General features: G+C 63.4%; 16 protein-coding genes and 1 tRNA gene. 3 read left to right on the top strand and 14 right to left on the bottom strand.

The window, feature by feature from the left end:
- The first annotated feature begins 8 nt into the window (after positions 1-8).
- Positions 9-533, top strand: a complete 525-nt coding sequence (locus T31B1_RS08125; protein ID WP_353248988.1) for a DUF3280 domain-containing protein — start codon at positions 9-11, stop codon at positions 531-533.
- Here the strand turns inward: T31B1_RS08125 and T31B1_RS08120 are convergent.
- From T31B1_RS08120 to T31B1_RS08100, 5 genes are all read right to left on the bottom strand, one after another.
- A complete protein-coding gene (locus T31B1_RS08120) occupies positions 514-1002 on the bottom strand; it encodes a DUF302 domain-containing protein (RefSeq protein ID WP_353248987.1) in 489 nt (162 codons plus the stop codon). The two genes, T31B1_RS08125 and T31B1_RS08120, sit on opposite strands and share 20 nt — an antisense overlap.
- A 559-nt stretch (positions 1003-1561) precedes the next feature.
- Positions 1562-1648: transfer RNA gene (locus T31B1_RS08115), tRNA-Leu, on the bottom strand.
- A 63-nt stretch (positions 1649-1711) separates the two neighbouring features.
- Positions 1712-4288 (bottom strand): bifunctional diguanylate cyclase/phosphodiesterase, encoded by a 2577-nt coding sequence (locus T31B1_RS08110; RefSeq protein WP_353248986.1) that lies wholly within the window; start codon positions 4286-4288, stop codon positions 1712-1714.
- 33 nt (positions 4289-4321) lie between these two features.
- A complete protein-coding gene (locus tag T31B1_RS08105; RefSeq protein WP_353248985.1) occupies positions 4322-5977 on the bottom strand; it encodes an acetolactate synthase large subunit in 1656 nt (551 codons plus the stop codon).
- A gap of 69 nt (positions 5978-6046) precedes the next feature.
- Positions 6047-6475, bottom strand: coding sequence for a hotdog fold thioesterase (locus T31B1_RS08100; protein ID WP_353248984.1), 429 nt, complete (start codon positions 6473-6475; stop codon positions 6047-6049).
- A gap of 78 nt (positions 6476-6553) precedes the next feature.
- Here T31B1_RS08100 and gloA point away from each other — a divergent pair, with 78 nt between their 5' ends.
- Positions 6554-7066, top strand: a complete 513-nt coding sequence (gene gloA, locus T31B1_RS08095; protein WP_353248983.1) for a lactoylglutathione lyase — start codon at positions 6554-6556, stop codon at positions 7064-7066.
- Between the two features lie 567 nt (positions 7067-7633).
- On the opposite strand, the gene T31B1_RS08090 is transcribed toward gloA, so the two are convergent.
- The 8 genes from T31B1_RS08090 to T31B1_RS08055 form a co-directional block, all read right to left on the bottom strand.
- Positions 7634-8047 carry a hypothetical protein gene (locus T31B1_RS08090; protein ID WP_353248982.1) on the bottom strand — a complete coding sequence of 138 codons (414 nt, stop codon included), beginning with the start codon at positions 8045-8047 and terminating at the stop codon, positions 7634-7636.
- A gap of 132 nt (positions 8048-8179) precedes the next feature.
- Positions 8180-8941, bottom strand: a complete 762-nt coding sequence (locus tag T31B1_RS08085; protein ID WP_353248981.1) for a phosphatase PAP2 family protein — start codon at positions 8939-8941, stop codon at positions 8180-8182.
- A complete protein-coding gene (locus T31B1_RS08080; RefSeq protein WP_353248980.1) occupies positions 8938-9876 on the bottom strand; it encodes a phosphoethanolamine transferase domain-containing protein in 939 nt (312 codons plus the stop codon). Before T31B1_RS08080 ends, T31B1_RS08085 begins: the two co-directional genes overlap by 4 nt.
- 132 nt (positions 9877-10008) lie before the next feature.
- Complete coding sequence (locus T31B1_RS08075; protein ID WP_353248979.1) at positions 10009-11349, bottom strand: sensor histidine kinase; 1341 nt, start codon at positions 11347-11349, stop codon at positions 10009-10011.
- The gene (locus T31B1_RS08070) at positions 11336-12016 is read right to left on the bottom strand and encodes a response regulator transcription factor (protein WP_353248978.1); all 681 of its coding nucleotides are present in this window, start codon (positions 12014-12016) and stop codon (positions 11336-11338) included. The genes T31B1_RS08075 and T31B1_RS08070 overlap by 14 nt, the downstream gene beginning before the upstream one ends.
- A gap of 13 nt (positions 12017-12029) precedes the next feature.
- Positions 12030-13622, bottom strand: coding sequence for an ArnT family glycosyltransferase (locus T31B1_RS08065; protein ID WP_353248977.1), 1593 nt, complete (start codon positions 13620-13622; stop codon positions 12030-12032).
- Positions 13619-13891, bottom strand: coding sequence for a lipid-A-disaccharide synthase N-terminal domain-containing protein (locus T31B1_RS08060; RefSeq protein WP_353248976.1), 273 nt, complete (start codon positions 13889-13891; stop codon positions 13619-13621). The genes T31B1_RS08065 and T31B1_RS08060 overlap by 4 nt, the downstream gene beginning before the upstream one ends.
- 19 nt (positions 13892-13910) lie before the next feature.
- Positions 13911-14645, bottom strand: coding sequence for a glycosyltransferase (locus T31B1_RS08055; protein ID WP_353248975.1), 735 nt, complete (start codon positions 14643-14645; stop codon positions 13911-13913).
- 510 nt (positions 14646-15155) lie between these two features.
- Here T31B1_RS08055 and T31B1_RS08050 point away from each other — a divergent pair.
- Entirely contained in the window at positions 15156-16121 is a 966-nt protein-coding gene (locus T31B1_RS08050; protein WP_353249598.1) for a zinc-binding metallopeptidase family protein, read from the top strand.
- 79 nt (positions 16122-16200) lie between these two features.
- Here the strand turns inward: T31B1_RS08050 and T31B1_RS08045 are convergent, their stop codons facing one another.
- Positions 16201-24657, bottom strand: coding sequence for a hypothetical protein (locus T31B1_RS08045; protein ID WP_353248974.1), 8457 nt, complete (start codon positions 24655-24657; stop codon positions 16201-16203).
- Between the last annotated feature and the right edge of the window lie 453 nt (positions 24658-25110).

Below are 25110 nucleotides of genomic sequence, written 5' to 3'. Positions count from 1 at the left end.
TGCGTACGGTGCTGATACTCCCGTTCGACATGGTCGATACCAGTCTGGAGGGAGAGCTGAACGGCGGCGCGTCCCACGAAGAGCAACAGCGGCTCCAGCGAACCGAACAGATCGTTCGCCGGAGCGTGGATCATCTCGATGCATTCGAGGTCATTTCCAGCGAGCCGGTGACCGCACGGATCGAACAGGCGCAACAGACGTATCGCTATCTATACGACTGTAACGGCTGCGATGTGGATATCGGTCGCGCCGCCGATGCTGACTTGGTCATGACCGGCTGGGTTCAGAAGGTCAGCAACCTGATTCTCAATATCAACGCCACCCTGCGGCGCACCGATACCGGTGCCGAAGTCGGCGGCGCATCCGTGGACATGCGTAACAATACCGACGATTCCTGGCGAGCCTCGGCGTTGTATCTCGTTGAGCATGCGCTATGGGACAACTATCGTTCGCAGGCCACTACCACACCCATCGACCACGACAGTTCGAGCCCGATTCCGGACCGCGTGCCGGTCAACCGCTATCCGGGCTGATCGTATCCGAGACCGCGTAATCGACGATCTCTCGTATCTGCCGATTGATCTCCACGGCGAAGGTGTTGAACGCCTGCTCGGGGGTGTGTTCGGGCAGTAGCAGGCTAGCGGCATGGATACGCCCGGCACTTTCGTACACCGCAATGCGGCATGGCATGTACAGAATATAGGCCGGGTCTATGTCCATCGCGCGACGCGCGTACTCGAGATTGCAGAAGTGCACGATGGCCGCGTCCCCGAATGCCGGGTGGCCTCGTTCACGAACCGCCTGGCCGATCTCGTTATGTCCTACCACGGCAAAATTGTGCTGGCCGATGCTCTGCTCCAGATCCAGCACGACGTCCACGAACTGTTTGTCTGGTTCGGCCATACGGTCGTAGCGCGGCCGCTCGGTCGATTGAGCCGCGGCCAATCCGCTGACCAGGATCAGCGCCCACAGCAGGCCATGAAAGCGTTTCGCAGTGGTCATGTGGTGAATCTAGCAGACGCCATCGGGCGTAGCCAGCTGCCCCGCCCCAGCTGCGGGTACGGGATGGCTGTTCGCCTGCTGCCTTAGCGATGCCCGATTCGCTTCCCACCCGCGTGTTCGGATCAAACGGAGTGACGAGCCTGCGAACGCGCGGGTGGAATCCCAGGCATTCGCGCTGCAAAAGCGCTCAGCGGCCGTCTGCCTGGCACGCGTCGAAGCACGGCGGGTTATATCGGCGGGACCCTCTGGAGCTGCCTGCCGCTGGTCATCCGGTGGCGTGTTGCTAGGTCATAGACAGTCAACGCTCCACGCGTTCGCCGGCCAACCCCTCAGCGTGCGTTATGTAGCCTCCGCACGCAGGGTAAAGACCGTTGATAGCGACCCATTACACCTTGGCGCAGCGCCTGCGGTGTCTCGTATTGCGGACTGAATACGACATCCCCAGGCGGCGCGTCGGCAATCACGCACGCAAGTAGATTCACTCGAGGGAATCGACAACGAACCAGCGCGCCGGGGTACGAAATGCGCACCCACGTAGGCGAATTGTGGCCTTGCCATATGGTGCCGTCGGAGGGACTTGAACCCCCACAGCCTTTCGGCTACCAGGACCTAAACCTGGCGTGTCTACCAATTCCACCACGACGGCAGCGGAGCTATCCTAACCGATGCCGACTACTTTCGCAGCGTCTCCAGCCGACAGCGCGACCGATTAGCACCTGAAGCGCGTATGCAGCCCACCCTCGCAAGCCACTTCGGCGGTCATCGGTCGGGCGATATGAAAACCCTGAATCAGATCGACCTGTTGGGACCACAGCCAAGCCCGCTGCGGTGCGGTTTCCACCCCTTCAGCCAACACACGAATGCCCAGATCATGTCCCATCTGCACAACGGTTTGAATGGCGCGCTCATCGCGCCGGTCCATACCGATACCGCGGACGAAGTCGCGATCGATCTTCAGGATGTCGACCGGAAGATCCTTGAGATACGCCAGCGAGGAATAGCCGGTACCGAAATCGTCCAGCGCAATCATCACGCCGAGATTGTGCGCCCGAGCCAACGACCGGGCGGCCTGAGCCAGGTCAGTCATGATGCTGGTTTCGGTCACCTCCAGGCACAGGCGGGTCGGATCGAGCCCGCTGTCGGCAAGTACATCGTCGAGCAGCCGACAGATATCGGCCGTCATCAGCGTTACGCCCGATACGTTGACGGTCAACACGGCATGCGCGAGGGGCCCGGTCCAGGCGGCGGCCGTTCGTGCCGCTGCGGCCAGAATATGACGGTCCAGGGTAACGATCAGCTGGGTCTCTTCGGCCAGCGGAATGAAGTCCGACGGTGGCAGGAAGCCGAATTGCGGATGCTGCCAGCGAACCAAAGTCTCCATGCCCCATATACATTCGGACGTGCTGTCAGCCAATATCGGCTGGTAGCGCAGTGTCAACTGTGACGTGCCGATCGCTTCGCGCAGATCTTCCTCGATCAACCGTTCGTCACGTATCCGGCTCGATTGGGCCGGATCGTAGTAGCAATGGTCCATATTGCGGGCATGTGCGGTGCGTAAGGCGATACCGGCCCGTTTGGTCAGATCCTTGAAGTTCACCGCGTGCTGCGGCGCTTCTGCGCTTCCGCTACAAATGCTCAGCTGTATGTTTTCTTCCTCGGCGCGAAACAGGTCGCGAAACGTGGTGTGGGCGATACGCACCAGCTCGTCATCGGCTTCGGCATCCGCGTCGAACAGCACACCAAATTCAACGCCGCCCAGTACGCGCGCAAGCGTGACGTCGTGGCCGGCGAATGCGTCCTTGATCCGGAATCCTGCTTGGCGGATCAGCGTCTCGGCGACCTGATAGCCCTGAATATCGAAAATCCGCTGCCATCTCTCGATCTGCAGCAGTATGAAGCCGACCCGGCCGCCCATGGCCAAACGTTCGGCCAGCATTGTCTCGGCACGCTCGCGCAGGAAGTTGCTGTTGGCCAGGCCGGTCAACGGGTCGAAATAAGCCAGCTGCTCGACATAACGACGTCGCTGGGCCAGCTCACGGATATCGCGTAGTCGGACCGAGATCGCCGGCCCCGCGTAGCCTCCGATACGCACCATCGACATCTCGACTTCGACCGTCTCGCCATAGACGTCCCGCAGTCGACGCTCGCCGCACAGCAGATGGCCCTCGGCGAGTGTCTGATCGACACGCGCACGTACCTCGTCTGCGGTCTCGGCACTGATATCCAGCAATGTCAGGTGTTCGTAGCGTTCGGCCTCGTAGCCGAGCAAGTCGCGAAAGTGCTCGTCGGCGTTGCTGATCTGCAGTGTGCGCGTATCGATCTGGAACAGCGTATCACCGGACTTGACCAGCGCCGCCTCGTAGTTGGCGCGTACCTCGGCAATACGCCGTTCAGCATCGATCTGGAAAGACAGGTCACGGATCACGCAACCGACATATTCCACCGCCCCGTCCCGGCCACGATAAACGTTGATCGTGGTGGTGGCTTCGAACACGCGGGCCTGGCGCGTGAGCATGCGGATACGTCCGGTCCAGCTCCCAGTCTCACGGGCGGCAGGAATAATACTGGCACGCATGCGTTCCCTGTCGTTCGGCGCGAGAAATTCCTCGATCTTCATCCCGTGAACCGGCTCATCGCCCGTGAGTCCGAGCACTCGCCGAGCCGTCGGATTCAGATATTCGATGACGCCCTGCGCATTGGCCATGCCGATTGAGTCGGCGCTGGCTTCGACCAGCAGGCGAAACTGATAGCCCAGCGCCGCTGACCGGCGTCGGCGCTCGAATACGATGGCGTCAGCCGTTATATCGGCCAGGCGCAGCGCGATATCGCGGCACTCGGGGCTCCATAGCCGCGTGGTGCCGTGTTCATGACACAGCACGCCTGATACCCGATCGTCGATGACGATCGCACTGTCGAGGAGCGACAGAATACCGCGCTGCTCGAGATAGCGACTGAGGTCGTCGCCTGCCCGCGGCGACATTTCCCGGCGGTCGGAAAGACGGTAGACGGAGTCTCGCAGCAGTTGCTCGGTATAGTCGGGTCGTAGCGTGACATCGAGTGTCAGCGGTCGGCTGCGCGGATAGTGATCGCACTCCGGACACACCTCGATACGGTGCAACAGCCGCCGATCGTCGGAAAACAGCCAGATCGAAACCCGATCGACCGATAGCAGATCTCTCGCCGTGTTCGTGATCTCCGGCAGAATCGCTTCGAGGCCGTCGAAACGACGCCTCGCGAGTGCATCGATCAGCGCATCGCGCTGTTCGGCCGACCGGATGGACGTCATGCTATCGATGCCGGTAGCGACTACGAGCAGCGTTCACAGAGTCTTTCCCTCCAGCACAGCCGGATCGACGTGATGCGCGTGGTCGAGCTCGCTGTTGGGGCCGTAGTCGATCGGACAATCGACGAGCACGACACCGCCCTGCGCATAGGCGTGCTCGAACACATCGCCAAGCCGGTCGCCCTCGGCCACGCGCAAGCCGGTCGCGCCATACGCCCGGGCGTAGGCCACGAAGTCCGGGTTGCCGAAGGACATGCCGAAGTCCTCGAAGCCGGCACCGGCCTGCTTCCAGCGGATGAATCCGTAGCCGTCATCTCGCAGCAGAAGAATGACCAGATCGAGTTTGAGACGAACCGCGGTTTCAAGATCCTGGCTGTTCATCATGAAGCCGCCGTCACCGCAGATCGCCATCACACGACGCGTGCCGTGGACCATCTTGGCGGCCATGGCCGCTGCCAGCCCGGCGCCCATGCTGGCCAACGCGTTGTCGAGCAGCACGGTGTTGTGCGCGTAGGCCGGGTACATCCGCGCGAACCAGATCTTATAGATGCCGTTATCGAGGCTGATGATATCTTCCCGCCCCATGACCCCGCGAACCTGATTGACTATACGTTGTGGTGTCGGCGGATAGCTGTATTCGTACTCGCCGCGGTGCAGTCGCTCGTCGACAAACGTCCGTAGTCTCGCCAGACGCGTCGTATCGAAGCGGTGCCCGGCCAGCCGCTGACGGAGATTGACCAGAGTGTTGGATATATCGCCGATCACTTCGTGGGCCGGGCTGTACCATTCATCCGGTTCGGCCGGCACGAAGTCGATATGCATAATCGGCTTGTCTTTGTCGGCGTTCCAGACCGCAGGCGGATATTCGACCACGTCATAGCCCAGCGTGATGACCAGATCCGCTTCGTCGATCGCGCTGTGGACATAGTCATGGTTGTGAATGCCCATACAGAACAGGCTCTGGGGATGATCGTCTGCCAGAACGCCCTTGCCCATCTGGGTGCCGATCGCGAACAGGCCGGTTGCCTCCACGAACGACTGAAGCTGTTCGGTGATTCGCTTCCGGTTGGCGCCGGATGAATAGATGATGATCGGCTGGCGCGCGGCACGGATCATGTTTGCGGCCTGCTCGGTGGCCTGTTCATCGGCGTTCGGCCGGCGCAGGCTCACGCGCGCCTGTGGCCGGCTCGGCTCTATCTCCTCGCCAGCGATATCTTCGGGCAATTCCAGATGCACAGCACCCGGCCGTTCCGACTCGGCGACCTTGAAAGCGTGGCGAATGCTGCGCGGAATCACGCCGCTGTCGGTCAACGAGCTGTTCCATTTCGTCACCGGACGGAACGTATCGACCACATCAATGAGCTGGAATCGGCCTTGGCGGTTGTCGCGAATGGCCTTCTGGCCGGTGATGGCCAGCAACGGCATGCCGCCGAGCTGCGCATAGGCGATCCCGGTAAGCAGATTGGTCGCACCCGGGCCGAGCGTCGACAGACATACGCCTGCGCGGCCGGTGAGCCGGCCGTAGGTGGCCGCCATGAACGCGGCGTGTTGTTCGTGGCGTGTGACGATCAGCTGTATACGACTGTTACGCAAGGATTCAATGACATCGAGGTTTTCTTCGCCGGGTACGCCAAACACATACTCGACGCCCTCCTCTTCAAGACATCGGACGAATAGATCGGAGGCTTTCAATCCGGTATTCCTTGCTATCGATCAGGTACAGGTCTCCAGCATAGACTATTGCGACGCCGGCTCGTGCAGTCAGCGCCGTTCGATCACAGCGACCGTCAGACGGCTGACACACAACGGTCTGTCCCGGCTGTCATAGAGATGGGTTTGCCATACCTGGGACGAGCGGCCGATACGCACCGGTTCGGCCCGGCAGCGGACGAGACCGCTGGATGCGCCGCGGAGATGGCTGGCATTGATATCCACGCCCACGCAGACCAGCTTGCGCCCGTCCACGCACAGATTGGCGCCCACACTCCCCATGGATTCGGAGACCGCACACGATACCCCGCCATGGAGCAGGCCGAACGGCTGACGAGTACGTTCGTCGATGACGAACTCCGCTTCCAGGGCATCGTCCTCGACGGACGTGTAGACCAGCCCCAGGCGACTGATCATGTCCTTGTCGTTCAAAGCGTTGACACTCGCCAGATCGATGTCGTCGAACCATATCCGTGGCACTTCCAACTCCTTGTCTTGGGCTCCATGGAATGTTGAGGCATAGTACAACGCACTGATTCACACCGTTTGAGAGCAAAAATGGCGTTCAATACCGAAGAAGCGCCCGGCATTCATTCCGAGGTGCCCGAACAGACGCGCGGTTTTCTGTTCAATCACACAATGGTGCGCATTGTTGATCCCGAAGCGTCGCTGGCGTTTTACAGCAAGGTGTTTGGCATGCGGCTGTTGCGCAAGGTCGACATGCCCGAAGGCGAGTTCACGCTCTACTTTCTGGCCTGCACCGGCGACGACGATGTGCCCGAAGACCAGCAAGCGCGCGCGAAATATGTCAACGGGCGCGAGGGCGTTCTCGAGCTGACCCACAACTGGGGCACCGAAAAGGACCCGAACGCTCGCTACCACAACGGTAACGAAGAACCACAGGGCTACGGACATATCTGCTTCACGGTGCCTGACCTCGAAGCCGCGTGTCGGTGGATGGACGAAAACGGCGTGAGCTTCAAGAAACGTCCGGAAGACGGGCGCATGAGTCATATCGCATTCGTGCTCGATCCTGACGGTTACTGGATCGAGCTGGTCGCACGCAGCTGATCGTCACACGGCGATACCCGTGTCGGGGTATCGCCGTATTCGGTTCACGCCGGCCATCGCGCGACCGATACATGTAGTATCCCGGCGAACTGCGAGCGTGCGGGCTCCCGGCGTGCGAGATGAAGGCCGGGGATTCGGTCGCCTATCGTTTCTCTATCGATTCGACGCCGCATCGATCGGGCTCGGCCTGCCGTCTTTGCCGTGTTAGCCGGCGGCGGCCGTGGCATAAAAGCCAGTGGCCGCCCGATTTTTCCATGCCGGCAGCTATCGCCGACCAGCCTCGGTCGTGCGATTGCCGCCAAAGATATCCAGAGACCTCGTCCGGTCAGAGAGCGCATCATGCGTCATCCGATCATCGGCTGCCGGGCGTGCTGCCTTGCAGCTCGCCGCTTTTCAGCCGGCTTTTCCTTACGCTTCGACCATCCCGCTTTACTTTTCCTGCATCGCGGTACGGCTACCGGCTTTGCCTGAGTACCTGTATCAGGAGCAACGGACCGCGGCCATCCGGCCATGCGTACGCCATTGCGGCGTTGATTGGCCGACCGCGCATGCCGACCGTCCAGGCGGCTATATCAAGCGGCGTTGCGGACTCGCGGCATGGGCAGGCCCGCCGTAGACGCGCAGATGCTCTGCGGCCTGGCGAAGAAAGTCGGCCGTGGTCGCCACTGCGCACAGATCGGCGAAGCCCATGGGCGTAAGCGCCGCGCGTACGCGATCGGCGTCCTGCGCGGCAGCACCCTTGAGCGCCTGGATGAGCAATGCCTCGGGGACCGGGTCGTAAGCCTCGGGCGAGGACCAGGCCATGAGCGATACGACATCGCGCGCACGAAGGTCCGCGGCGAGATCGCGCAGCAAGGCCGCGCCGAGCTCGAGTGCCTGCTGATCCTCCCGGGTCTGGCGACGTGTGAACTCAAGACAGGCGGCATGGTCTGCCCGGCACATGCCGGCGATGATCTCGGCCATGGGAGTGTCGTGATTCATGAACGGTGTATCAGGCCACTGAAAAAACGACACGCATTGTGAGCCAGAACCGCCGCGGCTGCGAGCCGTCTTAACAGACGAGCTCTCGGCACCGTAGCCGAACCACACGATTCACACCGGTTACAGCCCGCGCTAAGCCGAGGATTTTCTCAGCGCGGCATGCGATACCCGAGGGGACCGACCGACCACGCCATGAAATACGGCATAGCCCACGACCCAGCACAGTAGAATCGCCGACAGGTCATGTGACAGAAAGTGAGCACCTCGCAGTTGCTGATCGATGCCGTTGACCAGACCGAGCACCATTCCGGGCAGCCCCACATACCCGTAGTAAGGCAGGCGGTAGTGCCGGGCGAAGAAGAACCACACAACAAAACAGTAGCCGCCCGCGGCGTGCCCGGCCGGGAAGCAGCCGCTGACATCCTGATGCCAGAACAGCTCGGAGACCGACCGGGCTGCGAGTTTGCCACCATACCGCTGCATGTCGTAAGGACAGGCAAACGGCAGCTGATGTTTAAATAGCGATACGATCAAAAGGCTTGTGATCGCTGCCGCGAATGCGGCCACCAGCCCACGCCTGTAAGGTCTGAGCCGGCCCACGAAACCGCTGCAGACGATGGTCGCAAGGGTGACGACACCGATGACGATCGAGAGACGCTGCGAGCCCTTGTGCAGTACTTCGGATGTCAGCCAAGTATAGCGTAGCGACCACCGACCGCCTTCAATGCGGTACAGCGTATCCGCCAGGCGCATGTCCAGATCGAGCCAGTGCACGGCAACGAGCGCACAGACCAGCAGCACGACAGGCCAGATGAGTACGGGATCGGCCAACCACAACAACGCGCGTTCCGGGCGCGCGATCGTATGGCGGCTGTCGAGGGATCTTGGGCTCATAAGCAGAGGGTCCTGTTCTGATCAATTGGCCGAATCCCGGATTCGGGTACGTCGGAGGCGTGTTCGTTGGCGGACGCCGCCAGCAAAGGCGCGGTCGACCGCCGACGCCTGTCCTGAAGCGACAACCCGATAGCCGGGCTCGGCGCCTCGCACAACCCGAACGCCGTACCCCTGGTATTGGCCCCGTCGTCCGTATGAATCGTCGGTACAGCGAGCGGTTGGGAGGACCGCGAGGCGCGCCGTGCGATCGGGCGGGTCGAACCGTTTTTCCCGGGGACACGCACCGGCCGAGTCGCCGTGTCTGTCGGTTCGTACGAACGCGCCCTGCCCCTGATGGCTCGACGCATGGCCTGAACCGATGCGTAGATCGGGTAGACAGGGTTCACGAGACGGCGCAGTTCAGGGTGTGCGTGTGCCACGTTCGCGAATGCCGGGTAATACGAATACACCGCAGCAGAGAGGACCAACGCGGCGGCGGAGAGGGTCAGCATCCGCTTTCGGGCTTCACGCCAGAAGCGGTCGTAGTCGATCCGCCAGAGGAGGACGACCAGACTAGGCAGCCCGCCAACCAGAGCCCACCGGACGAGCCAATGCGCCCCGTCTAGGCGGTAGTCATGCCCGAGTTCGTCGACGAGCGCATCGATCGTCGGATGGCTGAGGTTCATCAGATGGCTGGCCGGCACCGCCAGCAGCAACATCAGAATGAGCACCGGCTTGAATACATGACGTACGGCCACGAACGACACGAGCCCTACGAAGAACGCCCAGACCGCAAGTGCCAGACACAGCCCGAAGCCCAGATTGCGGGCCAGTTCGACCCCGGCAGCCGCGAAAGTCGCCTTCCAGAAAGTCGTATTCAGAAACAGGGCGATATAGGCAGCGGAGGCCAGCGTAAGTCCGACCGTGTCGCTGCGCGGCCTGGGCAGTAGCCCCATCAAACCTTGCGTACGGCATCTTCGGTTGCGGGCAACCTCTTGTGGGGTACGGATGGCTCGATCACGGCGTCGCATCCGGAGATGATCGTGTCCGTCGCGTCGTCTGACCGTGCTGAGGCCGTGTCCAAAGCGTTAGCGATGTCCCACAACGACGCTCGACGGCAGGGCGTCGGCAAACGTCAGATCGAACGAGGTGCCGACCCCGGGCGTGCTTTGCACGTCCACTGTCCAGCCCAAATGCTCACAGATACGTTTGACTAGATACAGGCCGAGTCCGTGGCCGCGGCTGCTCTCTCCTCTAAACCGGCGGTCGAACACTCGCGACATCACCGCCGGCGCCATGCCCGAACCATGGTCGGTGATGCACAGACGCTCTCGGTCCAGCCTGATATCGATACGAGCGCTGCGCGCATGCTCGACGGCATTGCGCAATAGGTTGTTGACCAGTGACAGCAGCATGCTGGCCGGTACCGGCACATACCGTTCTTCGGCCATTTCGAAACGAATGTCCGGTGTGGAGAGGGCCTGATCATCTCCTGAACCGGCCTGGCGCTGCATGGCGATCGCTTCGCGCACCACGGGGCCCACCGCGGTCCGGTAACCGTGCCCGGCCTCGGCGCGCGCAAGCAGCAGCAGCGAATCGATCAGCTCCTGCATGCGGGCGGCTGCCTGTTGCGCCCGCACGAGACGGGTGCGTGTCTTGACACCGAGCGCCGGATCCTTGGCGATCAGATCGATCGAGCTGGTGATCGTCGCCAGGGGTGTCCTGAGTTCGTGGCTGGCGTCTTCGGTGAACGCCTGCTCGCGCGCAACGAACGTATCGAAACGATCCAGGACCCCGACGAACGCCTCCACGATGACGTCGAGCTGGCGGTCCCCGGTGCCGCTGCGCAAGGCCGGCCGCGCCTGGCCGGGCACGATCTCGGCCACACGCGCGGCAAACTCGCGTACGGGGCGCACCACCAGATGCGACAGCCATAGCGCGAGCAGCACGGCCAGGAACAACGATCCCAGTCCGACGATCCAGGCCAGCGCGATCAGCTCTTTTTCCAGCCGTTCCTCGGGGCTCAGATCGCGCAGGATATAGAGGCTGGTATCGCCGATATCCCGGCGTGTCGCACCGTATTCGTACTGCGCATCGGGCAGGCGAACTTCCCGGAAGTGCCCCGCCTTGAGATGGGCCAGCGACGCGGGCAGCTCGGCGGTCTCGCCTCGCTCGACCACGAATACCCGTAGACCAGGCTCGGGGACGTTCAGCAGGCTTGGATCGCGGTGATACAGCGCAGATACGTGCGCCACGTCGCGTGCCAGCCCACCGTGGATCATGTCGTCTTCAAGTACGTCCAGGAACTCGGATACCGCATAGATAAAGCCACCCAGCAGCACCATAACGAGTGCCAGGATCGACAGTAGAAACCGGGCCCGCAGGCCCAGGCGTGGCCGCCAGGCCAGCGCAGCTCTAGAGCGTTTCATCGTCGGCCAGACGGTAGCCGATTCCGTGCACCGTCTTGAGCAGCTTGCTGTCGAACGGTTTGTCGATCACCGATCGCAGCTGGTGAATGTGCCCACGCAGAGCGGCATCGCTCTCCGGCGGATTGTCACCCCATATGACGCGTTCCACCGTGGTCGTACGCACGACGGCCGGCGACGCCCGCATCAGCAGTTCAAGCACCCTGAGGCCGATCCGGGGCAGTTCCAGACGCTGTCCGTCTCGCCGTACCACCAGCGTGCTCGTATCGAAGACCAGATCGGCGACCGCGAGCCGCTGTCGGCTGCCGCTGGCCCGGCGCACCAGCGCACGGAGCCGGACATGCAGTTCTTCGAGTGAGAACGGCTTGGTCAGATAATCGTCCGCTCCGATTTCGAAGCCGCTCACGCGATCGCGCAACGTATCACGTGCAGTGAGCATGAGTATGGGGACGTTGTTGTCCGCATCGACGCGCAAGCGCTCGCATAGCGACAGTCCGTCGAGTCCCGGCAGACTCAGATCGAGCACGATTGCATCGTATTCATTGACGGTAGCCAGGTGCAGGCCGGTGAGCCCGTCGCCGGCGTAGTCCACGACGTCGCCGGCCTCTTCGCAGTACTCGCCGACATTCGCGGCCAGATCGTCATTGTCTTCCACGATGAGGATATGCATGGACAGAAATCCCTCAGTCGAGCGAACGGGTCTCGTGACAGGTGGTGCCGCGCGGTAAGTGTGCGGCCTGGAACTCCGATCGGGCATCGGGCCACATCGGCACGACGTCGAGTCGGCGCGCCAGTTCCTGACGCCGCTTGTACGGATACACGAGTACAAGATCCCGGGAACGACGGTCGATCCAGTCACACACCCTGGCCAATGCTTCGCTGCCGGTCACCGGCCGGTCGAGATAGTAGGAATACACGGCAGGATCGAAATCCCAGACGATTATTGGCGTGGTCGAGTCTATACGTCTGGCCAGCGTGTGCACGAATGCACGCTCGGCATACCGTCTCGGGCTCCACAAGGCAGGCACTGCGCCGCCCTGATACAGTCCAAGCGCGATAGCGGCGGCCGCCAGCGCGGCGGCTCGCGGCGCCTGACGGCGTCGCAGGCCATCGATGGCCGCCAAGAGCAACAGCGAAGCCGGCAGGATCGCGATTGTCGCTGCGGCACCGGATTGATAGGCAAGCCAGGCCAACGCCGCCGCTGCCGCCACGACGATCACTGCCAGCGCCAGCCACGTCCGTGACGTTCGCATCACCGCATTGGCCAGCATCAGCATCGCCGGCGCGAGCCAGGGCAACATGTAGATCTCGCGATATTGAGGCCCGAGCGCGAAGGCCAGCATGGCCACTATCAGAGTGACTGCCAATAGACCGGCCGGGCCCCGTGCGTCACGCCATGCGGCGATGACCGCCGCCGGTAACAACAACGACCAGGGCAGCCAGAGAATCGGCGCATGCAGCAGATAGAACGGCGTGACAATACGCCACGGATCGATTGTCAGGAGCTGACCGGATAATTGCGAATCGGCCAGCGTCTGGCTGCCGATGGCATGGCGAAGCAACAGATACCATGGCAGCGTCACCAGCAAAACGAGCGCAATACCCCGCAGTGGTCGCAGTTGACGCAGCAACAGTCGGGGTCGTTGGCCGGCGGCCAGGGCGTGCACCAGCACGCCGAGGAGCAGAATCGCCGGCGCCTGCGGGCCCTTGGTCAAGCTCGCCAGCGCGAACAGCCCCCAGAGACTCCACGCCCAGGCGGCCTGGCGCGATACCCTCGCCTGTTGTCCGCCCACCCAGGCGGCCAGTATCGCCGTGGACCAGAACGCATACAGGGTATCGGGCCGTGCACTGTGCCCGTATTTGAAGCTCGCCAGCGATCCGACACACATCAGTGTTGCCACAACCGCCGTCGGTCCGTCGAACAAGCGCAGTCCCAACCAGAATACGAGCAGCGCGATCCCGATCATGGCAGCCAGGGAAGGCAATCGGGCGACGCCCGGGCCCACCTGCGTGTGGCCGGTCAGCCTCGCGGTACCCGCAACCAGCCAGTAACTCAAGGGTGGCTTGGTCAGTCGATATTCGCCGTTCAGACGCGGTACCAGCCAGTCGCCGCTAACGAGCATGTTCTCGGCGGTCTGGGCGACATAGATTTCATGACTGTCCAGCGGTATGTCGTTCATGCCCCGGCCCGCAGCGCCGGCAGCCAGCAACACCACCAGCAACGCGAACGCCCATACCACGCGCGGAGTCAGCCCGGAGCCCGCGGTATCGCTCACGAGCGCGCTTGCCACGATTCGCGTTCGCGCCTTCGAATCAGATAGAGATTGCGGGCATAGATGAACACCCCGCTACTCTGTCCCAGGATGAACACCGGGTCCGCTCGATAGATCGCATAGGCCAGCAGAGTCAGACCGCCCACGATACTTAAATACCAGAACGCCACCGGGATATGGCTGCGTCGGGCCCGCTCGCTGGCCACCCACTGCACGAGAAAGCGTGCCGAAAAAAGCCCCTGGCCGAGCAGTCCCAGAGCGAGCCAGGCCATTTGAGTGCCTTGGGTACCGTTAAACATCGATCGCCTCGTATGCGACAGGACAGCGGCGCTGCATCAACCAGTACACGCACAGCATATCCACGAGACCAACCCAGAGCCGGTTGTGGACCCCATATTTGGACTGGCCGGATCGGCGCGGTAGGTGGGCGACCGGTACGCTGATCACACGTACCCCCTCGCGCACGAAAAGTGCCGGCAAAAAACGGTGCATATGCTGAAATCGCGGCAGCGCAAGGAAATCCTCGCGCCGGAAGACCTTGAGACCGCAGCCGGTGTCCGGACACCGATCGCCAAGCACCCGGGCCCGTACGCTATTGGCGCAGCGTGACGACAGCCGTCGAAGCCAACTGTCGTCGCGCTGCCGGCGCCATCCGACGACCGCCGCGCGTCCGTCGAGGGCTTCACTGCGATAGTGATCGAGTAATCGGACCATGTCTGCCGGCGGATTCTGCCCGTCGCCGTCGAGTGTCACGATCAGCGGTGCGCGTGCCGCATGGATGCCGTTGGCAAGGGCCGTGCTCTGGCCGCGGTTCTGCGCGAGTTTGAGTATTCGAAGCACGCCGAACTCAAGAGCGACGCTCGCCAACGCACCGGCGGTGTCGTCGGTGGAACCGTCGTCGATCGCGACGAGCTCGTAGCGCGCAACACCGCCCAGCGCATGGTCGACCGCCGCGCACACCGGTGCGACGTTGTCCTGTTCGTTACAGAAGGGAATCACCACCGAAACCTCGGGCCGGTTGTCCATGTCGTCTCCTGGATCGCCCTCCGTGTGCCCGTGCCGGTCTTACTCGAAAACCACGCACGGCGACCGGTCAATTCACGGATCGCAGCGTAAAAGCCGGGCGGTCCGACATTCGTTGCTTATCCGTTAGGTTTGCGTTGATCAGCGCAAGCACACCCGGCACGTCCCAGCGGTCGCTTGCGCATGCGTCCATACGGTAGGTTTCGGCCACAATCCGCAGCATGAGACAACGGCGGGTCTGTCTTTTCGTTGCCGGGCCGAGCGGGCAGCGATAGTCAGCCCCCGGGCACGCGGGCCTATGGCCGAGCTGGTTTCCGGCATCGTCGGCCCGGACGGCGCCAAGTCGCCGCAGCATTCTGCCTGAGCCGACACTCGGCGTTTTTTCGTCGCGACCGCGTGATGGACCAATACGCAGACGATGTATTTCTACGGATTGATTCGTGTGCGCGGCAGGAAGACATTGCCCTCGACAGTGGACGTCTTCCAGCTGCACTACGGCGGTTCCAAACCTTCATGCAAGTATTCAGTAATCCTGTAGGTGACGGATCCCTCTGGTTCGATAACCTGACCACCGCCGCCGGCATCCCCGTGGCGTATGACCCACAGGCCAGAGCATTCCTCGCGATGCCGCCTTTTTGTGCCAACCGAGAGCGCATTGGCTGCAACTGGATTGCGCCTGCAGAAGGCGAGCTGTGTCGCGCTTGCGCGATGACTGCCATAACGCCCGATCTATCTGTCGCAGATGCTTTGACGCATTGGGCACAGACGGAAACCGCCAAACGCTGGGTTCTCGATAACCTGGGGCGCTGGCACTGGTTTAGGCCGGAAGACCCGGGCACCCGCCCGGTATTCCACCTGCTCGCCGAGTATGACGCACCGGCTCCGATGGGACATGCCAACGGCGTCGTCACGATCAGCGTTGCCGAGGCCGACCCGGTGCTTCGCAACCAGCGTCGTAAGGCGTTGGGCGAGCCGTATCGCACGATGATCGGACATATGCGTCACGAGATCGCCCATATGCTCTGGTGGCGTTTGAGCATCCGCTCGGATTTTCTGGACGCGTTTCGGGCGATGTTCGGAGACGAAAGAGACAACTACGGCGATGCGCTCAAACGTCATTATCACGACGGGCCGCCCCAGGACTGGCAGCAACGCTATCTGTCGAGCTACGCCTCAGCCCATCCGCATGAAGACTGGGCCGAAACGACTGCCCACCTACTCCATTTGACCGACATTACCGATAGCTTTATCGCCACCGGTCTGTCGTCGCCTGAATTGCCTTCGCCCAGCTGGAACGCCTATGCGGAAACCGATTCGGAACGCTTGATCTATGTCGGCGCGTCGATCGCCATCGGCATCAACCACATCAATCGTGCCATGGGCCTGCCGGATCTCTATCCGTTCCTGCTCGCCGGAGCCACGCACCGCAAGCTGGCGTTCGTTCACAACTGGCTCAGGCGCGGCGCTCAGGGTATCTGAGGCGCAAGGGTCGTGGCATAAGATCGTTATTGCTGATTGACGGGTTTGACTCGATTTGTCGCTGAGATCGGATCGGCCGTTAGAAAGACAGCGAAAACTGTACCGATCCGCCATGGCTTTCGAACCCGCTTCCATAGGCACCGTCGTAGCGGAGTCCCAGTCCCACGCGGTCTTGTTTGCGCACGTCGAGACCGGCGCTCACCCGGCCGAGCGTATTGGCGATGGGCACGGCAGTAACAAACGCATCGTTGGCGTTGCTGGCCCGCGCAAACGTCGCTTCGGTACGGTAGGCATCGACCGACGACAAACTGATGCCGCCGGAGACATAACCCGTAAGCGCAATCGTCTCACCGATTCGACGATGGGTGCCGAGTTCAAGCGATGGTGTGATGCCGATACCCGTCTCATCACTGTCGGCAATCCGCAGATCGAGCTCGCCGGCGCCATGTTCACGAAACCCATCCGCCTGGCTGTGCACGACGTCCACGTCCACGAAAGGCTTGACATAGTTCTGGCCGAGCGGTTGTTCATAGGCAACGCGCACGCGCCCGCCGAGGCTGAACGTTTCGTGGTCGGCTCGGGCCGTGCGGCGTTCACCGAGAAAATCGATCCTGCGCTCGGTGTCATGCCAACCGTAGCTGGTGCCGATCGCGCCTGTCAGGCTAAAGCCCTGCCAATACTGCGTCAGCGCGGCCGCCGCGTGAAAGATGTCGCCTTCGGAGTGCGAATAGCCCCGATTGCCGTCGAAATCGCTGTTGTCATAGCCAATGGCGGCTGCAGCCGTGACATTGTCTGCGATGGGCACGTCCTTGACCGCCAGCGATACGCCGTATAGCCGAGCGTCGTAGCCCACACCGTGCGCATCCGAATCCTGATCAAGATCCTGCACGCTGACTCGTGCGGCCAGGCAGCCACCGTCGGCAAGCCGCTGAGTCATCGTGTCACGACAGCCGAACAGATCGTCCAGACGGCGCCGCGACAGCTCGAAGTTGGCCGCAGCGTCGGCCGTGATCGCGCCGGGGGAAAGCTCCAGCAGCCGCTCTCCGAACTCGTCGGCCGACAAGTCGGCCAGCGTATCGGCGGCTGCCAGAACCGATGCAAAGCTCGTATCGCCGTTATCGAAAATACGTTCGAGATAGCCGGCCACCTCTGCCTGGTGCTCACTCAAGCCGAAACGCTGCTGTGCGATATCGGAACGCACTGCGGCTACACTCAGGGCATCGCCCTCGATGCTCTGATCGAAATCGAACAGGGTGGAATGGACGCGCTGGAAGCGGCCGCCGAGCGTGCCGCCGACCGTGAGTAGTTCCACCGCGCGGTTCTTGACCACCGATATCGGGCTGATGCGCAGCGTGCCGTCCAACGTGGCATCGCCGGCCACGGTGATCCGCTGGGTGCCTCGATTGGCGAAATCCACGCGCTGATTGAGCGTACCAGACGCGTCTTGCGAAAAATTGCCGGCGATTTCGAGCGTTTGAAACTCGTCTCGCGAGCCCACGACCAGTTCGCCCCGATTGACGACGTCAGCCAGATAGCGGCGCGCGCCGATCAGGCGTCCGTCCCGGCCGTTGTCGATCGTCACCGCGGCAACGCGGTCTCCGTCCGCGCTGTCCACACTGTTTATTATCGAGCGGCCGTCATCGAAATAGCCTTCGATATCGCCCGAGATCACGCCTTGGTTGGCAACATTGAGTCGCGCCGTCCCGTCACCGGATTGGGCGATATAGCGGACCGCACTGCCGGCAAAAGACGACAGCCGGCCGGTTGTCGCTACCGATACGCGGTTGTCGCGGTTACCACCGGATACCAGCACGCCACCGCCGCTGGCCGCGCGCGACAATTGTGATGCGGCGCCCGGCGTCGCGAAGGCGAGCTGGGCGGCGGAAGAACGCGTCGGAGCGCCGCTGGCATCCGCCGAAAAACCGCCGGAAACCGAGCCGTCGATATCGATGTCGATCGATCCCGACTGGCCACCGAGACTCTGGGCGAGCACACCGAATCCGTTGGCACCGAGCGCGTTGACATAGCCGCCTTCGGCAACGCTCACCGTGACTGGCGCCGATGCATCATTGCTGGTCGAGGTACGGCCTGCAAATACGCCGTCCTTGACACCGGCCAGGCCACCTCCGCCTCCAATCGACTGGGCGATCACGCCGAACGCGCCATCGCCGCTCACCTGGACACCGCCGCGCACATTCACGTTCACCGGACCGCCAGCCCCGGTCGCACTCGTGGTCACTGGCTGCCCAAAGGTGTCGTTGAGCGCGTTGGCATCAAGCCCGGACGTGAACGCCACGTTGCCGGCGATACCGCCACCGCCGCCGATCGACTGTGCGATGATGCCGTGCGAACCGGCGCCCACGGTCTGCAATAGACCCTGCGTCCAGGTGACATCCACCTCGCTGGCGTTCGCCACCGAGCCACCGGCGCTGCCCAGGGCCAGCGCGTCGATATTATCGCCGTCGCCCGCGCTGGCGATGCCGCCGCCGCCGCCAATCGACTGCGCCACGATGCCGAATGCGCGCAAGCCGAGCGTGCGAAACCCGGTGCCGGTCGCACCCAGCGTCAAGTCGACGCTGCCGGCATCTGCCCCGAGACCGCGATCCTGGCCGAGCGAAAGCCCCGCTGCGCCCGCATTGCTTCGGAGCACACCGCCCCCGCCGCTGATCGACTGGGCCACGAAACCGTGCGCGTCGGCGCCGCCTGTGGTCAGGGTGTGCAGAAAGTTCTTGACCTGGATTTTGCTCGAAGCACTCGTGCTGTGGTCGCCGTTCAAGGCGCCGCCCAGACGCGCGTGGTCCAGTCGACGATCGTCCAGATAGTCGAACAGTCCGCCGCCTCCGCCGATCGATTGCAACAGCACGCCATAGGCCTGGTCGCTGTAGGTGGTGATATCGGTGTTCAGGCCGTAATTGCCGGTGAACGTGGCATCGATCGTCCCGCCGGCCAGGCTGGCGCTCTCGCTCCCGGAGGCGATATTGCCGAGCCTGAGCGGCTTGACTGCGCCACCGGCACTGCCTTGGCGTAGATCGAGATCGATAATACCGCCGCCGCCGCCGATCGACTGAGCCACGATGGCATCGGCGCCGTCGCCAAACGTCGTGTACCGGCCCGCAGGCGAGAGCGATACCGCGCCACCGCTGCCGGTACTACCGGCGCCGCCCATCTGCAGGCCGATCGGCACGCCCGGCCCCAAACCGTATGCGTTGACGGTGCCGATGACGCCGCCACCGCCGCCGATCGACTGCAGCGTGATCGCTCGGGCATGATCGCCGCCGGTGCGAAAGTCAGGCGTTTGTGCGTTCGCGGAGCGATACGACTCGAAGCTCACGGCGCCGCCGTTGCCTGCCGCATCGGCGCTGCCGCCGGTCGCCAGGTTCAGATCGGCACCATCCGGACCCTGGGCGGCCAGTTCGCCAATATAAAGGCCGCCACCGCCGCCGATCGACTGGCCGATGATGCCGTAGCCGGTCTCCTGGGCGGTGAAAAGCATGGAGTCTGTCGCACGGATCGTCACGGTATCGCCTTGGCCGGAGGCATCGGCTGCACCGAGGGCGAGCTCGGCCGCGCCCACGGTCTGCACCAGCCCGCCGCCGCCGCCGATCGACTGGGCGACGATACCGGCCGCGCCGCGGCCGGCGGTGGCGATCGAAAACTGGTTGTCCAGCGTGACCGTGTTGCCATCGCCGTGCGATCCGTGATCGCCGCCCAGCACCACGTCGAGCTTGGTGATATTCTCCGGGATCTCGACATCCTGCGATTCGTCGTCCACGGCCTCGGTATCGACGAGCACTGAATCGGGGTACACCAGAGTCTTGTTGTCGGTGGTGATCGCGGCACCACCACCGGCGCCGATGGATTGCGCCAGCAGTGCCGTACTGAACTCGCCTTTCGTCTGAATCGCGATGCCGCCGCTCACGCCTTCGCGGCGCGGCTGGATGGCACCGCCGTTGCCCGCAGAGCCGGTGTTGCCGTCGAACGCGCCCGGGCCGTCGAGATCGAAAAAGCAGCGTTCGCTTTCGGTTTCCGGCTCATCGTCGGACGCATCGTCGTCGAACAGGACGCTGGGCAGCGCATAGGGATTGTCCTTGCGCCGGTTTTCGATGTCGGCCTGGCGTTTTTTCGCCTCGGCGACGAAATTCTTGTATTCCAGGCCGCCGCCGAGCGAAAAACGCCCGCAGCGGGTGCGCGAGGCCGTGCCGCCGAAGCCGCCGCCGCCGCCGATGCTCTGCATGATCACGCCGAACGCGGAGGCGCCTTCGGTCAGGATCGCGCCGTCGTCGAAACCGTAGTTGATCGAATGGCCGTCGCCGGAGGCACCGCCGTTGCCGCCAAAGGCGAACGCCGGAATGATCGAGATCGAGCCCTGGGCCACGCCGGCCCCACCCACACCGCCGCCACCGCCGATGGATTGCAACACCATGCCGTCGGCGAATTCACGTCGGGTGTGGATAGTGCCGGAAAAACGCATGGCATCGTCGATACCGTCGCCGTTGTTGTCCGTGTACTTGCCGTCGGCATCGGGCTGAGCACCGATCGTGCCGCCGTTGCCGCCGGCCCCGCCGCGACCGCCGACGGTATCGCTGAAGTCGAGCCAGCTTTCGTAGTCTTCGATCAGTTCGAACAGCTCCCGAACGAGGCCACCTTCACCGGATTCTGCGCCGAACGAACCACCGGCACCGCCGCTGCCGCCGATGCTCTGAATGAACACGCCATCGGCGTCTGCGCCGTAGGTATCGATCGCGCCGTCGAGATTGAGCTGTGCGATCGTGCCGCCGTCGGAGCCGGTGGCGCCGGTACGACCGATCTGTAGATCCACGCTCGGCGTGATATCGATGAACGGAATGGTGCCGTAGACGCCGAGTGCCGTGCCCTGGGATTCGCCGCCCCCGCCGCCGATGGATTGAGCCAGCACGCCGTTGGACTTGTCGCCGTGGGTGGTGATGCGGCTGGACTCATCGAGGTCCAGGAACAACTGACCGGCCGGCTTTTCGGCACGGCCGCCCTTGCCGCCGATCGATAACGTGGCGTTATAGCCGTATTCCGAACCGATATTCAGCGCACCGGCGTTGCCTGTACCGGCCGAGCCGCCGCGCTGGGCGATCGATTGCATGAGCAAGCCGTGGCTGACTGCGTCGAAGGTTTCGATGGACGAACCATTGGCGAGATTTACGCCAACGTGGCCAGCGCCGCCACCGCCGCCACCATCACCGCCGATGGCGACGTTGAAGTTGAGCGTGAGAAAATGCTGGGCCTGCGGGGTATCGGGCGCCGGCGGCTCGCGCGGCACATCCGGTTCCGACGGCTCGATGGGATCATCCGGCTCGACGATGATTTCCGGGTAGTCGTCGTAGTCGTCGTGCCCGTTGCCGTCGAACTCGAGCTCGGGCTCGCCGTTTTCGTCGAAGGCCAGCATATGGTCTTCTGGGTCGCCCTCGTCGTGAGGGATCGCCTCCAGCTCTTCGGGGCTGATGTTCTCCTTGACCTTATTGAATACCAGCTTACCCGGCGTGGTCACGCTCTTGGCGAACTCTTCGACCGCCTGGACGACGCTGCCGATCGCCCCGCCCTTGGCCGAGGCCGTGCCGCCCAGACCGCCGCCGCCGCCGATCGACTGGGCGACGATGCCGTGGCTGCCCTGACCGTGGGTGGCGATCGCCACACGGTCGAGATCGACCTTGACGGCGCTGCCGTCGCCACCGCTGGCGCCGTCGCCGCCTACATCGAACGAGGCATCGAAACCGGCGCTGAGGCCGCCCGTAGACGGTATGGTCAGCGTCTTGACGATCGACTTACCGGCGCCCGAACCGCCCACGCCGCCGCCACCGCCAATCGATTGGGCGACGATGCCGTGGCTGTCGGTGACGATTTTCGGGTTCAGACCGCCGGTCGCGACGCCGCGTGCGGTTTCGATCATGCCGTTGGCCAGATCCACGGATACGGTACTGGCCGAACCGCCCCCGCCGCCGCTACCGCCGACGTTGATTGCCGTTGCGATATAAATGCTGGCATCGAAGCCGCCGGCCGTACCGCCAATTCCGCCACTGCCGCCGATCGACTGGGCGAGCACGCCGTTGGAATGGCCGCGCTCGGTGGTGATCGCAAAATCGTCGAGTGCGATGGTCGTCGGCGAACCGCCGCCGGCGCCGCCGGTGCCCGTCGCCAGGGAAAAAGCGCCCAGTCCCAGATCGAACGCGTAGGCGTTACCGCCGCTGCCGCCGCCGCCGCCCAGCGATTGCGCGATCAGGCCGTGTGCGTTCTGGCCGTTGGTGGCCACCGACAGATGATGCGCCTGTCCTGATGTGTCGTAGTTGCGGATCGTTGCGGTCTGGCCAAAGCCGCCGTCCGCACCACCGCCGCCGACAGCGAGCGCCGGAAACAGAACGTCCGTCGCGAACGCGTCGCCGCCGATGCCGCCACCGCCGCCGATCGACTGCGCGACCACGCCGAAGGCGAAGTCGCCGTAGGTATCGATCGACGAATCGCCGATGAAATCGATGAGCACGTCGTCGCCGATTCCGCCCCCGCCGCCGTCGCCGCCGACGCTCACGATCCCCGAATCCTGGCCGCCGCCGATGCCGCCACCGCCGCCGATCGACTGCGCCAGAATACCGATCGCACCGCTCGCGGTGTCGGCATCCGGATCGTTGGCGATCTTGTCCGGGTCCAGGCCGCCGCGCGTGACGATACGACCCGCGTGATGCACGTTGACTGCGCTGGCCGAACCACCCTGGCCGGCGCTGCCGGCGACTGAAATCAGGCCTTCGGAGTCGCCCACGTCCCCGCCGCCGCCGCCGATCGACTGGGCGACGACGCCCATGGCGTATTTGCCGTCGGTCATCAGATCGCCGTAGTTGGTGACGTCGACCAGTCCGCCGTCACCGCCGCCGCCGCCTTCGACCGGCACGCCGACGAGCAGGAAACTGCCGTTGGCATCGCCGCCGGTGCCGCCCAGTGACTGAGCACGAATGGCGTGGGAATTACGCCCGCGTGTAGCGATCGTGAAATCGTCGCCGTCGGTGGCCTCGACCCGCACACCCACCGTACCGCCGCGACCGCTCGAACCAGCCGACGTCGAGAAGATATCGATCGCGCCGTCGCTGTCGCGGTCGACATAGCCGCCGCGCCCACCGACGCTCAGTGCGGCGATGCCGATCGCTTCTCGGCCATCAGTGCGAATCCGCGAATTCGCCAGTGCATCCACGCGTACGGCGGCGGCGTTGGAGCCACCCCCGGCATCCGATTGGCCGCGTCCGGTACCGCCGTCGCCGCCGCGGGCGCCGGCAAAAATGCCGTGCAGATAATCGCCGCTCGTGAGAATCGTGTTGGAATCGGTCGTCACATGTACGCGCGCGCCGTCGACCGCTTCATCGCCAGCGCCGCCGGCATAGGTCTTGCCCTGCTGATTGTCCGGGGAATTGCCGCCGTCGCCACCGCGCGCCACCGCCACGATACCGCCGGACTGGGCCAGGATATCGATGATGGGCAGGCTCTTGTCCGAGTTGTTGCCCGGCACGGCGGATGCCTCTTTAGGCCGGATGCCCTCGGCATAGACGGTGATATCGCTGTCGGCGCGTATGCCGATGATCTCTTCCGGTGTGCCCTCGGGAGCGCCCACGACCTTGACGCTGGTCAGATCACCGCCGCGGCCGCCGCGATCGCTGTTGTCGTCCGACTGGGAGCCGTGGCCGCCGCGCGCCACGGCCTTGATGCCGGCGACGCCGTGGTCGAACGACGCCTCGTTGAGATTCTGCGATCGCAGAATAATCCCGCCGTCGCCGTGATGCTCGATCTGGATCGCGCCGGCGGTGCCGCCGTCGGCGGCTTCGGTGCCGCCATGGCCGCCATAGCTCTCGGCACCGATGCCCCAGAAGATATTGGACACCGTGCCGGTGAGTTCCACCTTGCCGTTGTTGACGATGTTGATCGGCCCGGTCGAACCGCCGAGCCCGCCGTTCTGGTCGCCGCTCACGCCGCACGGATCGAAACCGCTGCAACCCTGCTCGCCGCCAGAACCGCCTTCGCTGCTGGCGAACACGCCGACCGCGCCCTTCGGCATCGCGGTTTCGATGCGTATGTGGCCGTCGTTCTGCAACAGTTCGATCGAGCCGCCGTTGCCGCCGTCGGCGCCGTTCTGCTCGTCGTTGTCATCGAAGATGCTGCTCGAACCCTTCTGCCCGACCGCGCCTTCGCTGGCGGCGTACAGTCCGAACACGATGCCGGCATCGTCCCACACGCCCTGGTAACCGTAGTTGCCGATCGGCGAATAGCTCGTCGTGCTGCCGGTGAACGTCAGATTGCCGTAGTTGACGAATGTGACCGTACCGCCGTTACCGCCCGGGTGCTTGCCATTGCCTTTATCGGATCGTCCGCCAATAGACAGCGCCGCGGCCAGAAAATCCTGGCTCTGGCTACCGGAGTAACTCACATTCGCGTGATTCTCGATGTCTAGCGTGCCGCCATTGCCGCCCTGGCGATCCTTGGTGCCCGCGTAGTCGGCGCCATAGGAGCGCAGCAGAATCAGCGAGCTCTGCACGTTCTCCGAGATCGTGCATTTGCCGTTCTGTAGTGGCGCCGGACAACTCGAGATGCTTTGTGCGAACGCTGGCGCGTGCCAGAAAGAAAGGCTTGTGACACTCAAGACGACGCTGAGCATCGGACGGCGGGAAATGCTGCCTGGGAGTGAGACGAAAAACCGAGGCAACTGGAAAAATTTCATAATTAACAACGCCGGAGATAACTATCGTATCGACCCCATATAGCCTGCGCGACGGCGCGCATGCTGGACCCACGCGTGGCCATGCCGCGGCGCGGCGGTTCATCGGATATATAGAAATTCGTGCGTCGGCGTTATGCGGCGGCCTGTTTGACGTCGTCTCGAAGCAGCACACACTGGAATGTGTCCGCGTTTGCTTGCGACGACGGCCTAGGCTCGCGCCCTTAGCGGATCGTGGCGATAGCGCGCGTAGCTTGTATCACCACACGATGC

The sequence above is a fragment of the Salinisphaera sp. T31B1 genome, assembly GCF_040361275.1.
In the GTDB taxonomy this organism is placed as follows: domain Bacteria; phylum Pseudomonadota; class Gammaproteobacteria; order Nevskiales; family Salinisphaeraceae; genus Salinisphaera.
Note: the sequence above shows the minus strand (reverse complement) of the source record. Positions and strands in the feature narration are given on the sequence as shown.